Below are 14,924 nucleotides of genomic sequence, written 5' to 3'. Positions count from 1 at the left end.
CCGTCCCACTTCCCCTGGTCCGATGTAGCAGAGTGCAGGTATGACCGCACGACCCGAGGACTACGCGCCCGCGCTGGACCACGCCGTCGCCCATACGCTCGCCTGGCTGTCCTCGCTGCCCGACCGCCCGGTGCGGCCCCGCGCCGACGCCGACGAGCTGGCGGCCGCGTTCGGAGGCCCGCTGCCGGACGGCCCCACCGACGCCGCCGAGGTCGTCGACACCCTTGCGCGGCAGGCCGAGCCCGGCCTGATGGCGATGCCGTCGGGCCGCTTCTTCGGCTGGGTCATCGGCGGCACCCTGCCCGCCGCCCTGGCCGCGGACTGGCTGGTCAGCGCCTGGGACCAGAACGCCACCCTGCGCTATGCCACCCCGGCCGTCGCCGCGATCGAGGAGGCCGCGGCCGCCTGGGTGCTCGACCTGCTGGGCCTGCCCGAACACGCCGACGTCGGGTTCGTCACCGGCGCGACCATGGCCAACTTCACCGGCCTGGCCGCCGGACGCCAGCACGTGCTGGCCGAGTCCGGCTGGGACCTCGACACCCTTGGCCTGACCGGCGCGCCCCGGGTCCGCGTGCTCGCCGGCGCGGAACGCCACGCCACCGTCGACCAGGCGCTGCGCTACCTCGGCCTGGGCGCGCCGACCCTGGTCCCCGCCGACGGCCAGGGCCGCATCCGCCTCGACGCGCTCGCCGAGGAGCTGGCCCGCGGCGACGGGCCGACGATCCTGTGCCTGCAGGCGGGCAACATCCACTCCGGGGCGTACGACGACATCGGCGCGGCCTGCGCGCTCGCCCGGCAGCACGGGGCCTGGGTGCACGTGGACGGCGCGTTCGGCCTCTGGGCCGCGGCCAGTTCAGCCACCCGGCACCTGCTCACCGGGCACGAACTCGCCGACTCCTGGGCCACCGACGCGCACAAGACCCTCAACGTGCCCTACGACTGCGGCATCGTGGTGGTCGCGCACCCCGCCGCGCTGCGGGCCGCGATGGGCACCCAGGCCAGCTACCTGGTACGTGCCGAAGCCGGCCCCGCCGACCCGCAGGACAAGGTCCCCGAGCTGTCCCGCCGCGCCCGCAGCGTGCCGGTGTGGGCCGCGCTGCGCTCGCTCGGCCGCGCCGGCGTCGCCGACCTGGTGGAACGGCTCACCCGGCACGCCCGCGCGCTCGCCGACGGCATCGGCGCGATCGACGGCGCGACGATCCTCAACGATGTCGAGTTCACGCAGGTCTGCGCCACGTTCGGCGACGACGCCCGGACCCGCGAGGTCACCGCCCGGCTGCTCGCCGACGGCACCGCCTGGATGTCCGGCTCCCGCTGGCAGGGGCGCGACGTGCTGCGGGTGTCGGTCAGCAACTGGTCCACCGACGACGCGGACGTGGCCGCCTCCGTCGCCGCGGTACGCCGCGCCGCCGACCGGTGACCGCACCCGCCTGGACACCCGAACACGAGGTCGACGCCGCCACGGCGGCCGACCTGATCGCCGAGCAGTTCCCCGCGCTGCGCGGCGCACCCGTGAGCCTGCTCGCCACCGGCTGGGACAACACCGTCCACCTGGTCGGCGGCGAGTGGGTGTTCCGCTTCCCGCGCCGGAGCGTCGCCCTGCCGCTGCTGGCCCTGGAGACGGCGGTGCTGCCGCTGCTCGCCGGCCGGCTGCCGCTGCCGATCCCGTTTCCGGAGCTGATCGGCATGCCGTCCGACGAGTTCCCCTGGCCCTTCTGGGGTGCCCGCCTGCTGCCCGGCACGGAACTGGCCGACACCGGCCTGCCCGACGACCGGCGCACCCGCGCCGCCGCGGCCCTGGGCGCCTTCCTCCGCGCCCTGCACGACCCCGCTCTGGCTGCGCTGGTCGAGGCGGGTGCCGCTGCGCAGACCGGATCCGCTCCGCGGAGTGTGCCGCCGATGGCGCTCGCCACGGTGGGCGCGTCGGTCGGCGGTCTGCCTGTGGCAGCGCTGCCGCGAGATCCGATGCGGCGCGGGGACCCCGGCGTGCGCGGGCCGATGGCCCGGGAGCGGCTGGCCCAGCTGGCCGCCGAAGGCCTGTGGCAGCCCGATCCGGCCGTGTTCGGTCTGCTGGACGAGGCGGAGCCGCTCGGGCCGGGCGACGCGCAGCCGGTGCTGGTCCACGGCGACCTGCACCAGCGGCACCTGCTGCTCGGCGACGACGGGCGGGCCACCGGCGTCATCGACTGGGGTGATGTGTGCCTGGCCGACCCGGCCGTGGACCTGTCCCTGGCGTACGGCGGCTTCGCCGGCCCGGCCCGCGCCGCCCTGCTCGACGCCTACGGCCCCGTGCCGGCTGAGCGCGCGGCGCGGGCCCGCGTGCTGGCCGTGAACCTCAGCGCGGTGCTGGCCGAGTACGCCCACGCCGAGGGCCGGACCGCGCTGCTGCGCGAGGCGCTGGCGGGCATCTCCCGGGCGGCCCGCTGACGCCGGGCGGGTCGCCACCGGCTCGGGGGACTGGTTTGGTCGCTTGTGGGACGTGGACGGGGGTGTCCGCGGCCTAGACTGAGGAGATGGCGATTCTGGGCATCGACATCGGCGGCTCCGGCATCAAAGGCGCCCCGGTGGACGTCACCAACGGGACCCTGGTCGAGGAGCGGTTCCGGGTGGAGACACCGCAACCGTCCGACGTGACCAGTGTGGTCGCCGCCGTCGCCGAGGTGGTGGCCCACTTCGACGCGACCGAGCGGATCGGGGTCACCTTCCCCGGGGTGGTGCTCCACGGGGTCACCCGCACCGCCGCCAACGTGGACAAGTCCTGGCTCGGCGCGCCCGCCCGCGACCTGTTCAGCCAGGCCGTGGGCGTGCCGGTGACCGTGCTCAACGACGCCGACGCGGCCGGCGTCGCGGAGATGACCTTCGGCGCGGGCCGCGGCCGCAAGGGCCTCACCATCATGCTCACGCTGGGCACCGGCATCGGCAGCGCGATCTTCATCGACGACCGGCTCGTGCCGAACACCGAGTTCGGGCACCTGAAGATCAAGGGTGAGGACGCCGAGGAGCGGGCGTCGGCGCACGCGCGCGAGGTGGACAAGCTCGGCTGGAGCAAGTGGGCCAAGCACGTCGAGGAATACCTGCGCGAGATGGAGAACCTGTTCAACCCCGACCTGTTCATCATCGGCGGCGGCATCAGCAAGAAGTCGGAGAAGTTCCTCCCGCTGATCGACATCCGCACGCCCGCGGTGCCCGCGGTCCTGCTCAACGAGGCCGGCATCGTCGGCGCGGCGCTCGCCGCCGCGTGGGCGGAGCCCGCCGCCGCGGCTTGACGCCCCGCCCCGGCCGCTTCGAGATCACTGTTTCGTGTCATGATCTGCGGTCCGACCGCAGATCATGACACGAAATACCGATCTAGGCGGATACCCGCGGCCGCCGCCGGGCATGATGGCGGTGAGGGAAGGACGGTCGCGGATGCGTATCGGCAACACCGAGGTCAGGCCGCTCGGCGGGGCGTGGGGCTGCCTGGCCATGATCGCTGTTTCGATCCTGCTCTCCATCTTCTGCACGATCGGGCTCAACCTGATCGCCCGGTGACCGGAGTACGCATACCCGGGCGCGCCGGGCCGTCGCCGTTGGACAATGTGCGCAGCACCGGCGCCCTGCCGCCGGGCGACGAGGAGTCGCGATGGCGTTTTCCGATCGCATGACCCTGCGCAACATGTACCTCTACCTGGTCTGCCTGATCACCCTCGTGATCTCGATCTTCGCCGCGGTGAACCTGGTCCGCAGCACGGTCGAGCTGCTCTACCCCGACCCGGGCTACTACGGGTACGTGCCGCGCTGCGCCGAGAGCAAGCCCGGCCAGACGTGCACGGCCGCCGAGGAGGCGGCGTTCGCGGTGGAGCAGAAGCGCATCGAGAAGCTGACCCGCGACTCGCAGCGCCGCCAGGCGGTGCTGAGCATCGTCGGCTCGGGCACCATGCTGGCCATCGCGGTGCCGGTCTACATCTACCACTGGAAGCGGATCCAGAACGAGCTGCCGACGCGTGGCCCCGTCACCAGCGGCGAGCCGCCGGTGCCTCCAGCCTGACCGGCGCGGCGGCGCGCGGCAGGCCCCCGCCGGAATACGAAAGGAGCGGGGCAGGGCTCGGCAGCCCTGCCCCGCTCCACCGCGGGCGCGGTCGTGATCAGTACATGTTCCAGCCGGTGCCGATCTGCACGCCCGTGCCGTACGGCTGGGACGGGGTGACCGGCCGGTTGTTCTTGTAGAACCACAGGGTGCCGTTAGCCTTGATCCCGACCAGGTCGGTGTAGGCGTCGCCGTCCACGTGGCCCAGGTTGATCCGGGCGAAACCGGCCCAGCCGGAGCCGATCTGGGAGCCGCCGCCGTAGGGCTTGGCCGGGTTGGCGTTGAAGTTGTTGCCGTAGTACCAGAGGGTGCCGTCGGGCTTGGTGGCGATGACGTCGGAGAACCCGTCGCCGGTCACGTCGCCGACGGTGATCCGGTCGTACATGCCCCAGCCGGTGCCGATCTGCAGACCCGAGCCGTACGGGCGGGACGGGTTGGTGGGGCGGTCGTTCTTGTAGAACCACATGGTGCCGTCGGGCTTGGTCGCCACGATGTCGGTGTACGGGTCGCCGTTGACGTCACCGAGGCTGATCCGGTCGAAGCCGGCCCAGCCGGAGCCGATCTGGGAGCCCGAACCGTACGGGTGGGTCGGGTTGCTGTTGAAGTTGTTGCCGTAGTACCAGAGGGTGCCGTCGGGCTTGGTGGCGATGATGTCGGCGAAGTCGTCGCCGGTCACGTCGCCCAGGGTGATCCGGTCGAACATGGCCCAGCCGGTGCCGATCTGCAGGCCCGAGGTGTACGGGTGCGCCGGGTCGCCGCCGTTGACGTAGTACCACATCGTGCCGTCCTCCTTGGTGGCGACGATGTCGGCAAGCCCGTCACCGTTGACGTCGCCGGTGACGACCGAGCTGTCGACGACGTTGTCGTAGCGGATCGGCGTGTACGAGCTGAGGTCGGCCCAGCTGTCGAAGCCGAGGATGCCGAAGTTGCTGTTCTCGTAGGGATTCCGGACGCTCTCGTTGTTCTGGTTGAACGAGTGGACGTACGCGCCGTCGGTGTGGTCGGCCTGGTTCTTCCACTTCGCGAACAGCTCGACATGCCCGCTGCGCACGACCGCGTCGCCCGGCTTGAGGTCGTGCAGGCTGGCCAGGTCGTCCCAGGGCCGTGAGCCGTCGACGTCCTGGAATTCGCCGGTCACGAAGCTGTTGCCCAGGTGCCACGCCATGGACACCAGACCCGAGCAGTCGTTGCGGTACGAGGTCCCGGTGGCGTCGTCGTCATAGCTGTACGACGACGGGGCGTTGGGACTGTAGACGTATCCCTGGTCGACCCAGTACTGGGCTCTGGCCATGATCTCGGCGCGGGTGATGGGCCCGTTGACGCTCGATGCGGCATGTGCTGCGACCGGGGTGGCCGTCGCGCTGGTGATGGCGCCGGCCACCGCGCCGGCTCCGGCGGCGACAGCCAGGCCGAGAATGGACGTGGTGAGGCGGCGCATCGTGCTGCGGTTCATGAGGGGTTCTCCTTCAGAGCAGGCGCCACAGGCGAAGCTGCGGCGTGCGGGCGAGGGTGCGGTTGACGAGCTCTCGGGCGGTGGTGTCGGACTGGTCCTGGGTGGGGGAAAGGGTGTAGACCGCGATGTCGAGCGATCCCGGGCCGGCCCGGACGCGGATGTGCTCGACGGCGTCCGTGGTGGCGTGATGACGCCACAGCAGGTTTTGCAGGACGTCGGGGTCGAGGTCCGTGGGGCCGGCCAGTGGGGCCACCCGGGCGGTGGACAGTCGCATCACCGGCCCGCGCTTCCCCAGCCGAAGCCCTCGGCCACGATCACCGGCTCGGGGCTGCCCCAGCCGAATCCTTCTGCACCGATCGTGACCAGCTCCGCACCGCTGAGCAGCGCAGCGGCTGCGAGCAGCAGCATCGTGACGGCCAGAGTCGTGACGACGGCCCGCACCGGAAGGCTGGAAACGATTGATGCGAACATTTCGATGTTCCTTTCAAGAAGACTATTGTTGTCTGGCTGTTTTTCGGATTTTGTGGCGGTGTTTCCCGCTCACGACATAAGAATGCCGACCGGAGAATGCGGTGGGAATACCTCTGACCTGGCGCGACTCCGCCTGGCGGGTTCATGCCAGGGACCCGTGCGGGACAGCGCGATGATCCGTTCCTGTTGCAGAATGGCGACGCACGGCTCACGGGGAGGCATGTGAATGCTGGTCAATCTGGGTCTGTCCCATAGGGACGAGACGGTCTATCGAGCGATGCTCGCCCATCCCGCGCTCGGCGTCCGCCAGCTCGCGGAATACCTGGAGATGCCTCAGGAGGAGGTGCGCTCGGCGCTGGACGTGCTCGCCGACCTCGCGCTGATCAGGGCCAACGCCGACGGGTTCCGAACCATCCGGCCCCAGGCGGGACTGATGTCCCTGCTCGCCCAGGCCGAGGCCGACATCGCGGCCCGCCAGCGCCAGCTGGAGGCGACACGGGCGGCGGTCGCCTCCATCGCTGAGGTGTACGAGGACCGCGTCGACCGTGAGGTCGCCGTGCACCTGGAAGGCGTCGACGCCGTACGCGACCGGCTCGCCGAACTGGCGCGCACGGCCCGGCGCGAGTGCCTGTCCTTCACCACCGGGGCAGCCCAGGCACCCGACACCCTGGCCGGTGAGAAGCCGCTCAACGAGCTGGCGATCGAGCGCGGCGTGCAGATCCGCAACATGTACCAGGACAGCTTCCGCAACGATCCCGCGACGCTGGCCCACGCCCGCCGCATGGCGGAGCTGGGCAGCCGCAGCCGCACCGTGCCGACGCTGCCGATGCGGCTGGTCGTCGTCGACCGGGAGACGGCGCTGGTCCCCGCCGATCCGGCGGACTCGCGCGCCGGTGCGCTGGAGGTGCGCAACCTGGCCCTGGTGGCGAGCCTGGTGGCACTGTTCGAGCAGGTGTGGGCCTCCGGCACGCCGTTCGGCGAGGCTCCGGCCCGCGACGTCAACGGGCTCGTGCCGCTGGAGCGGGATCTGCTGAAGCTGCTGGCCTCCGGGCACACCGACGAGTCCGCGGCCCGCAAGCTGTCGATGTCGGTACGCAGCGTGCAGCGCATGATGACCGGGCTCACCGAGCGGCTCGACACCGCCAGCCGCTTCCAGGCCGGGGTGGAGGCGACCCGCCGCGGCTGGGTGTGACTCAGGCCAGGGTCAGCCAGAGCTGTTCATGACCGCGCAGCATGAGCTGGCGAGGGGTCCCGGGCGGTTCGGCGAGCCGGATGTCGCCGAACCGCTCCAGCAGCATGGCCAGGCCGCGCTGCCCCTCCAGCCGGGCCAGCGCCGCGCCCAGGCAGTAGTGCGCGCCTCCGCCGAAGCTGAGCGTGGACGTCTCGGCACGGTCGGGGTCGAACACGTCCGGGTGGGCGAAGTGCGCCGGGTCGCGGTTGGCGGCCGCCAGCAGCACCAGCACCCAGCACCCGGCCGGGATCGGCACCCCGGCGACCTCGGTGTCCTGGGCGACCCAGCGCACCGAGAAGTGCGTGGGCACCTCGTAGCGCAGGATCTCCTCGACGAACTGCGGGGCCAGCGACAGGTCGGCGCGCAGCCGGGCCAGTTCCTCGGGCCGCTCCAGCAGCAGGGTGAGGCCGTTGCCGAGCAGGTGGGTGGTGGTGACGAAGCCGGCGTTGAACACCACGATCAGGTTGGCGACCAGCTCCTCCTCGGACAGCTGCCCGCCGTCGGACTCCAGCGCCTGCACCAGCGCTGTCACCATGTCGTCGCGCGGCTCCTTGCGCCGCCGGGCCGCCAGGTCGGCGAAGTACACCGTGATCTCCTCGGCGGCGGTGTTCGCGGCGGCGACGTTGTCGGGCGTCGCGCCACCGAGTTCGAGGATCGCGCCCAACGCCATCGCCCGGGGGCGGTACCAGGCACGGTCGGCCTCGGGCACGCCGAGCAGCTCGCCGAGCACGTTGGCGGGCAGCGGGAAGGCGAACTCGCTCATGAAGTCGACCTTTGAGCCGCCGGCGGCCTGCCCGGCGAGGCGGTCGAGCAGGTCCGCCGTGAGCCGTTCGATCGCGGGGTCGAGCGCGTTCACCCGGCGCGGGGTGAACGCCTGGTTGAACATCTTGCGCATGCGGGTGTGCCGGGGCGCGTTGGTGAAGAACACCGAGTTCATGAACACCGCGTGCGCCCGGTTGCCCTCCCAGGTCGGTTTCGCCCCGAGCAGGGTCTCGTCCATAACCTTGAAGGTCGCCGAGTCCCGCAGCACGGCCGCCGACGCCTCGTACCCGTGCACCACGTAGCTGTACCGGTCGCCCGGCGCGACCTTGCAGACCGGGCCGTGGCGGTGCAGTTCCGCGTAGAACGGGTAGGGGTCGCGCCGTACCTCGTCGGTGTGCAGCGACGCCAGCGAGACCTCGGCGACCACGTCAGTCCTCGTCGGAGTCGTCGTCGAGGAGCAGGTCGAGCGGGACGGCCTTGGCCATCGCCTCGTTGCCGGCGTCGTTGGGATGGATGTGGTCGCCGCTGTCCCACTCGGGGCGCAGCTTGGTGGGGTTGGCCGGGTCGCGCAGCACGGCGTCGAAGTCGATGATCCCGTCGAAGTCGGTGCTGGTGCGGATGTACGAGTTCACCTGCAGCCGCACCGAGTCCAGGATCGGGGTGTACGCGACCACGCCCGGGGCGGACTCGAAGGCGTTCCAGGGGCTCAGCGTACAAACGATGATCTTCAGGCCGGACTGCCTGGCCACCGAGGCCATCTGCTGGATCCGCGCGATGATGTTGTCCGCGGTGTCCTGGCTCAGCCAGACGTCGTTGATGCCCAGAGCGAGGATGACGGTGCGCACCCCGGTCTGCCCGAGCACGTCGAAGTGGAACCGGGACGCGCCGTTCATGCCGAGTTCGTTGACGCCGAGGTCGGCGCCGTTGAGGGTGAGCCGGTTGCCGGACAGGCCCGCGTTGAGGATGCCCGGCGCGCGGCCCTCGGGCGCCTCCTTGACCAGCCGCGCGCCGAGGAAGTCGGTCCACCGGCGGTCGGCGTTGACGGTCGTCTTCAAACCGTCGGTGATGGAGTCGCCGAGCACCACGACCGAGCCCTGCCCGGTGCGGTTCAGCACGTCGAGGCCGGTGAGGTAGTACCAGTTGTTGCGGGTCTCGGCGAGCTTCGCGCCGCTGGCCTCGCTCGCGTGGTCGCCCGCGCCGATGTAGGCGGTCTCGCGGGCGTAGATGTGCCAGGTGGCGGGTCCGGGCTTCTGCTCGGGCACGTACAGGGTGACCGCGACGTCCTGGGCGGCGGGCACGTCCATCGGCACCGGGTCGCTCACCGCGCTGCCGCCGGACGGGATGGTGACCCACTTCTGGCCGTTGAACGTGGCGTCGACCACCGAGCCGGGCTTCAGGTCGCCGGGACCGGCCTCGGGCCACGGCAGGGCGAGAGTGGCCCGGCCGATGGTGAGCGGGGCGGTGCCGTACCGGTTGGACAGCCGGATGCGGGCCTGCGTGCCGCCGACCGAGGTGTGCACGAACATCCTGATGGTCTGGTCGGAGAAGCCGTCCTTGGACTTGCCCGCGCCGGCCGGGGTCAGCGCCGCCGACCAGGAGCCGACCCAGGCCTCCGGCTCGGGGGCGACGGCCTGGCTGTTCGCGGTGGCGACCAGCAGGGTCGAGCCCACGGTCACCAGCGTGACCAGGGCCATCAGGAATTGCCGTTGCCGGGGGCTGTTCATCGGGGAGAGGCTCCTCGGTCGCTGAGGGGGCGGTGCCGACCATCGATCACCGGATCCTGGGCATCGCCGGCGGGATCCGTGGTGTCAGGTCGGCAGTCTAAGCCGATCGGAGCGCCCTTGGCACCATCGGAATCGATGGACCGTCCGCTCAATACGTCTGCATACGCAAATGTCCCGATTGGAAAATGATGAGTGTACGAATCGACGACCCTAGGTGGTGGCTGATTCATCCCGGCGGCGGTATCGTCCCCGCGTAGGCCGCTTCCACACACCCGGAACATGCCTGCCACCAGCGAATCCGCTGCCTTCTGACCAAACTGGGGTGACTCGACCGTGGGCGATCGGACATATGTTCCGGCAGACAACTACGCCGCCAAGGCATTGACACTCTTCGCCGGTTATGGCGACGCCGAGGCGCTCGTCGCGGTGGACGGGCGGCGCTACTCCTACACCGAGGTGCACGCCGAGGTGATCGCGATGGCGGGGGCGCTGTGGGCGCACGGCGTCCGCCCGGGACAGGCGCTGGGTGTGCTCGCCCGCAACCCCGCCGAGTCGATCTTCCTCCAGCTCGCGGCCGGGCTGATGGGCTGCCGCACCGCCTGGATCGCCAACAACGCCCCGCCCCGGTTCCGGCGCGGCTTCCTCGACCTCGCCGATGTCGACTACTTCGTCTACGACGCCCACAAGCTGCCCGAGCTGGGCGCGGAGCTGGCCGCGGGCGCCGCGCCGCGGCCGGTGTTCTGCTTCGGGCCGGGCGGCGCGGGGCCGGACCTCACCGCCGGTCCGCCCGCGACCACGCTGCCGTTCGACCCGGCCGCCGTCACGCAGGAGCCGTCGTCGCTGTTCCAGACCGGCGGCACCACCGGCTCGCCGAAGCTGGTGCACCACGGCCACGGCTTCTTCGCCGCGCTGCACGCCCTGTCGGAGTACTACCTGACCAGCGGCCAGCCCGCCCTGCGGCACCTGCTGATCGCGGGCACCTGGCACGTCAGCGCGCAGACCGCGGTGTTCATGACGCTGTTCACCGGCGGCACCGCGTTCCTGCACGACGGCCTGGACTACCCGCTGTTCTACGACACGATCGAACGCGAGCGCATCAACAGCACCCTGCTCGCCCCGCCGCTGCTGTACGTGCTGCTCGACGACCCGAAGTCGGCCGGGGCCGACTTCAGCAGCCTGCACACGCTGACCGTGTCCGGTGCGGCGGCGTCCCCGGCCCGGCTCACCCAGGCCATCGAGCGCTTCGGCCCGGTGCTGCGCATCGTGTACGGCATGAGCGAATCCCCGTTCATCTCGGCGCTGCCCGAGCTGGACCACGACCCGGCGCACCCCGAGCGGCTGTCCTCGTGCGGCATCCCGTACGGCGACGTGCGGGTGCAGGTCCGCGACTCCGACGGGCAGGTGCTGCCGCCCGGCGAGGTCGGCGAGGTGTGGATCACCGGTTCGCTGATGATGCGCGGCTACTGGGGCATGCCCGAGCTGACCGCGCAGACGCTGGTCGACGGGTGGCTGCGCACCGGCGACGTGGGCCGGCTGGACGCCGACGGCTACCTGTACCTGCTGGACCGGGTCAAGGACATGATCGTGACTGGGTTGAGCAGCACCAACGTGTTCTGCCGCCCGGTCGAGGACGCGCTGGCCGCCCATCCCGAGGTGCAGGCCGCGACGGTCATCGGCGTCCCGCACGAGCTGGAGGGCGAGTCGGTGTACGCGTACGTCGTGCGCACGCCCGACGGCACGGTCACCGCGGCTGAGCTGATCCAGCTCGCCACCGCCGAGCTCAACGCCATGTGGGCGCCGCAGCAGGTCGAGTTCATCGACGAGTTCCCGCTGACCGAATCCGGCAAGGTCGACAAGAAGGCGCTGCGGGACCGGTACGCCGCCCGCACCGGTCCTGGAGGGCAGTGATGACGATCCACGCCGCACCCGCGGTCGGTGACCCGGCGCCGGAACAGGCCGAGCAGGCCGCGGCGCTGCCGGTGCTGGCCGCCGCGGCGGTGTCGACCCTGGCCACCCGGATGTCGCTGCTGGTCGTGCCGTGGCTGATGCTGGCCGCGGACGCCGGCTGGCGCGCGGTCGGGCTGGTGTCGGCGGCCCAGGTGCTGGCGTACGTGCTGACCGGGCCGCTGGGCGTGGCGCTGGCCGACCGGCTGCGCCCGGTGCGCCTGGCGGTGTCGGCCGACCTGCTCAGCGCGCCGGCGCTGGCGGGGATCGCGTACTTCGCGCTGCCCGACTCGGCCCTGGCGGCCACCCCGGGCCTGCTCGGCGCGGCCGGGCTGGGGGTGCTGGCCGCGCTGGCCGGCGCGCTGCGCGCGATCGGCGACCGGGCCCGCGACGCGGTGCGCCGCGACGGTGGTGACGACGGAGCCCGGCCGCCGCGGTCCGGGGTGGTCCGCGCGCTGCACGTGATCGTGGTGCTCGCCGGCGGGGCGGCCGCGGGGGTGCTGGCCGTACGGCTCGGCCCGGCCGGGGTGCTGTGGCTCGACGCGGTGCTGTGCCTGCTCGGCGCGGCGATGCTGGTGCAGGCGGTCACCGTCGCGCCACGGCCCGACGCGGCGAAACCACCGTCCGAAGTGCTCAGCGGCGAGGTGCTGCCCGCCGAATCCGGCCCGGGAGCGGGTGGCACGCAGGCCGCCGGCTCGACCCGATCCGATGACGACGCGCGGACAGCCGACCGGGACCACGCCGCATCCGAGGCCGCGGGCGATCCAGCGTCCGGGAGCCGTGTTGCCGCGGCCAACCGCGCTGCGGGCGATCCGCAGCTCAACGGCCGGGTTGCGGCACCGCCGCGGGGCGACGACGCTCCGGCGGACCCCGCTGCCGCCCAGGCCGACGACGCTCCGGCAGCCACCACCGCCGACCCCGCCGGCGACGGCCCGGCCGCGCGCGGGCGGCACGCCGCCGAGGAACCGCGCCCGGCCGGTGACGGTCGCCAGGCGCTGCCGATCGCCCGTACCCAGGCTCGGGACCTGCGGCGCAGTGCCATGGCCGAGCTGCGGGCCGACGGGCTGGTGCGCCGCCTCGCGGCCGTGCTGTTCGTGACGAACCTGCTGGCGCAGGCCGGTGCGGTGCTGCTGGTGGCCGCCTGGATGGCACACGTGCTGGGCGAGCCGGACCTGCTCGGCCTGGTCGGCGGGGCGTTCGTGCTCGGCGCCGTCACCGGGTCGGTCGTGCTGACCGGGCTGACCCGTGCGCCGTCGCGTCACCTGCTGCTGGCGCTGGCCTTCCTCGCCGGTGGCGGGGCTGCCGCGGTCGCCGGCGGGCTGCCGCCGGTGCAGCTGATGGTCGCCGTGGTCGCCGCCGTGTGCGGGGCGACCCTGTCGTCGGTGACGCCGCCGCTGGGCATGCTGCTGTCGCAGCGGGTTCCGGTGCCGGTGCGCAGCCGTGTCGGCGGGTTCGCGTCCGGGATCGCCTACCTGGGCGTGCCGCTCGGCACGGCCGCCGCAGCCTGGGCCCTGCCCCGGCTGGAGCTGCGCTGGGCGCTGGCCGCCGCGGCCGGGGCGTACCTGGTGGCGCTGCTCGCGCCGGTGTTCGCGTACCGCACCTGGCGGCAGCTGAGCGCCGGTGCGCCGGCCGTGCTCACCGGTGCGGCCCGGCTGCCCGCCCGCCTGTCGGTGACACTGGCCTACGCCAACGGCCAGTGGCTGGTCGAGGTGCGCAAGGGCCGCGCCCTGCTGGGCTCGCGGCACCTGGTGAAGAGCGCCGAGGCGCTGAACATGCTGGCCCTGCTGGACGTGCCGGGGGTACGCCGCAGCGTCGAGGAGGCGCTCACCGTCGACCAGACCGAGGCCACCCGGCAGGCCGAGCGGATGCGCAGCGAGCTGGCCGAGCTGGAGGCGAAGCTGGCCGGGCTGTCGGAGATGGCCGAGCTGAGCGAGGTCCGGCTGCCGGTGCAGCAGAACCCGAACAGCAAGGCGCCCAGCCATGGCTGACGGGTACGCCGCCACCCTGGAGGCGGCCGACCCCTACTGCCTGCGCCCCGGCGAGGCGGCGGCGCTGCTGGCCGGGCACCCGTGGCGGCGTTTCGTGGTGCTGGGCGACAGCGTCGCGTCGGGCGTCGGCGATCCGGTGCCCGGGTATGTCGAGCAGGCCTGGTGCGACCGCATCAGCAGCGAGCTGGCCGAGCAGCAGCCCGACCTGCGGTACCTGAATCTGGGGGTGCGGGAACTGCGTGCCGCGGAGATCCGCGAGCAGCAGCTGGACCGCGCGCTGCGTTTCGCACCGGATCTGGCGCTGGTGTCGGCGGGCGGCAACGACGCGCTGCGGCGCTCGTACCAGCCGGACGCGGTGGACGAGGAACTGACCGCGATGATCACGGCGCTGCGGGCGGCGGGCGCGGAGGTCATCACGGTCGGCATGTTCGACGTGTCCTACGCCCCGTCGTTTCCGGAGCCGGTGAAGCAGCAGGTGGGGGACCGGATGCGGATGCTGTCGGCGCGCACCGCCGCGCTGGCGGCCCGGCTCGGCGCGATCCACGTCAACTGCACCGGCCACCCCGCCGAGCGGGACCCGGCCAGCTACAGCGAGGACGGCGTGCACGGCAACCTGCGCAGCCACAGCATCTGCGCGGCGCTGACCGTACGCCGCCTCGGCCTGCACCTGGGCCGCTCAGCCGCCTGACGCCCGGCGGGTGTCAGAGGTAGTCGGCGGTGGTGCGGACGCGGCCGAAGCGGGGGAAGGTCCGGCGTACCGCCATCTCGTGCTCGTCGGTGGCCAGGCCGGACATGGCGTCCTCGACGAATTCCAGGTCGTAGCCGAGGTCGGCGGCGGCGCGCGCGGTGGACTCCACGCCCATGGTGGTGACCAGACCCGCGAGCACGAGCGTGGTCACGCCCCGGCGCTGGAGCTGATCGTGCAGGTCGGTGCCCTGGAACGCGCCGATGGTCCGCTTGACCACGAGCACGTCGTCCGGCCGTGCCAGGCCCTCGACCAGGTCGCTGCCGGGCGGCTGGGTGGGCACGTTCGGCCGGTCGACGCGCACCAGCACCACCGGCCGGTCCGCGGCCCGGAACGCGGTCGCCAGCTGGATGCACCGCCGCAGCACGTCGTCGCCGGAGTGCGGCTCCACGGGCAGCGCCACGATGCGGGGCATCAGGTCGATCAGTACGAGTGCCGTGGCCATGAAATCGATCTTACTCCGGCGCGGTGTCCGATCATCCGGTGCGGCCTGCGCGGCGGGACGTTCCCGGTGCCGTCGAGGTTGCATGCCGAACGGAA

Annotated in this window: 15 protein-coding genes; 9 read left to right on the top strand and 6 right to left on the bottom strand. The window is 72.3% G+C overall.

The window, feature by feature from the left end; translation table 11 throughout:
• The first annotated feature begins 40 nt into the window (after positions 1-40).
• The 5 genes from F6W97_RS34935 to F6W97_RS34920 all read left to right on the top strand — a co-directional run bounded on the left by F6W97_RS34935 (position 41) and on the right by F6W97_RS34920 (position 4,027).
• Positions 41-1,420: a pyridoxal phosphate-dependent decarboxylase family protein gene (locus F6W97_RS34935; protein WP_155374843.1), complete on the top strand. Its 1,380-nt coding sequence runs from the start codon at positions 41-43 to the stop codon at positions 1,418-1,420.
• Positions 1,417-2,427, top strand: coding sequence for a phosphotransferase (locus F6W97_RS34930; RefSeq protein WP_155374842.1), 1,011 nt, complete (start codon positions 1,417-1,419; stop codon positions 2,425-2,427). The genes F6W97_RS34935 and F6W97_RS34930 overlap by 4 nt, the downstream gene beginning before the upstream one ends.
• Before the next feature lie 86 nt (positions 2,428-2,513).
• Positions 2,514-3,266, top strand: coding sequence for a polyphosphate--glucose phosphotransferase (gene ppgK, locus F6W97_RS34925; RefSeq protein ID WP_155374841.1), 753 nt, complete (start codon positions 2,514-2,516; stop codon positions 3,264-3,266).
• A gap of 142 nt (positions 3,267-3,408) precedes the next feature.
• Positions 3,409-3,531, top strand: coding sequence for a hypothetical protein (locus F6W97_RS41315; protein WP_269059725.1), 123 nt, complete (start codon positions 3,409-3,411; stop codon positions 3,529-3,531).
• 91 nt (positions 3,532-3,622) lie between these two features.
• On the top strand, positions 3,623-4,027 hold the full coding sequence (locus tag F6W97_RS34920) for a hypothetical protein (RefSeq protein WP_155374840.1): 405 nt from the start codon (positions 3,623-3,625) through the stop codon (positions 4,025-4,027).
• A gap of 97 nt (positions 4,028-4,124) precedes the next feature.
• Here the strand turns inward: F6W97_RS34920 and F6W97_RS34915 are convergent, their stop codons facing one another.
• Genes F6W97_RS34915 through F6W97_RS34905 form a run of 3 tightly spaced genes read right to left on the bottom strand, consistent with a single transcriptional unit; the run spans position 4,125 to position 5,990 of the window.
• Complete coding sequence (locus F6W97_RS34915) at positions 4,125-5,519, bottom strand: FG-GAP-like repeat-containing protein (RefSeq protein WP_155374839.1); 1,395 nt, start codon at positions 5,517-5,519, stop codon at positions 4,125-4,127.
• A 13-nt stretch (positions 5,520-5,532) separates the two neighbouring features.
• Complete coding sequence (locus F6W97_RS34910; RefSeq protein WP_155374838.1) at positions 5,533-5,793, bottom strand: hypothetical protein; 261 nt, start codon at positions 5,791-5,793, stop codon at positions 5,533-5,535.
• Positions 5,793-5,990, bottom strand: coding sequence for a hypothetical protein (locus F6W97_RS34905; protein WP_155374837.1), 198 nt, complete (start codon positions 5,988-5,990; stop codon positions 5,793-5,795). The genes F6W97_RS34910 and F6W97_RS34905 overlap by 1 nt, the downstream gene beginning before the upstream one ends.
• Before the next feature lie 226 nt (positions 5,991-6,216).
• Here F6W97_RS34905 and F6W97_RS34900 point away from each other — a divergent pair, with 226 nt between their 5' ends.
• On the top strand, positions 6,217-7,182 hold the full coding sequence (locus tag F6W97_RS34900; protein WP_155374836.1) for a helix-turn-helix domain-containing protein: 966 nt from the start codon (positions 6,217-6,219) through the stop codon (positions 7,180-7,182).
• 1 nt (position 7,183) lies between these two features.
• Here F6W97_RS34900 and F6W97_RS34895 read toward each other — a convergent pair whose 3' ends face one another.
• Both F6W97_RS34895 and F6W97_RS34890 read right to left on the bottom strand, forming a co-directional pair.
• Positions 7,184-8,410, bottom strand: a complete 1,227-nt coding sequence (locus F6W97_RS34895) for a cytochrome P450 (protein WP_155374835.1) — start codon at positions 8,408-8,410, stop codon at positions 7,184-7,186.
• Between the two features lies 1 nt (position 8,411).
• Positions 8,412-9,707, bottom strand: a complete 1,296-nt coding sequence (locus F6W97_RS34890) for a GDSL-type esterase/lipase family protein (protein ID WP_155374834.1) — start codon at positions 9,705-9,707, stop codon at positions 8,412-8,414.
• A gap of 333 nt (positions 9,708-10,040) precedes the next feature.
• On the opposite strand from F6W97_RS34890, the gene F6W97_RS34885 reads away from it, so the two are divergent.
• Genes F6W97_RS34885 through F6W97_RS34875 form a run of 3 tightly spaced genes read left to right on the top strand, consistent with a single transcriptional unit; the run spans position 10,041 to position 14,327 of the window.
• A complete protein-coding gene (locus tag F6W97_RS34885; protein WP_155374833.1) occupies positions 10,041-11,615 on the top strand; it encodes an AMP-binding protein in 1,575 nt (524 codons plus the stop codon).
• Positions 11,615-13,639: an MFS transporter gene (locus F6W97_RS34880; protein ID WP_155374832.1), complete on the top strand. Its 2,025-nt coding sequence runs from the start codon at positions 11,615-11,617 to the stop codon at positions 13,637-13,639. Before F6W97_RS34885 ends, F6W97_RS34880 begins: the two co-directional genes overlap by 1 nt.
• Positions 13,632-14,327, top strand: a complete 696-nt coding sequence (locus tag F6W97_RS34875) for an SGNH/GDSL hydrolase family protein (RefSeq protein ID WP_155374831.1) — start codon at positions 13,632-13,634, stop codon at positions 14,325-14,327. Before F6W97_RS34880 ends, F6W97_RS34875 begins: the two co-directional genes overlap by 8 nt.
• A gap of 13 nt (positions 14,328-14,340) precedes the next feature.
• Here the strand turns inward: F6W97_RS34875 and F6W97_RS34870 are convergent, their stop codons facing one another.
• Positions 14,341-14,829, bottom strand: coding sequence for an isochorismatase family protein (locus tag F6W97_RS34870; RefSeq protein ID WP_155374830.1), 489 nt, complete (start codon positions 14,827-14,829; stop codon positions 14,341-14,343).
• Between the last annotated feature and the right edge of the window lie 95 nt (positions 14,830-14,924).

The organism is Catellatospora vulcania (genome assembly GCF_009720385.1).
Classification (GTDB): domain Bacteria; phylum Actinomycetota; class Actinomycetes; order Mycobacteriales; family Micromonosporaceae; genus Catellatospora; species Catellatospora vulcania.
The sequence above is the reverse complement of the archived record's forward strand: the minus strand, read 5'-3'. Positions and strand labels throughout refer to the sequence as shown.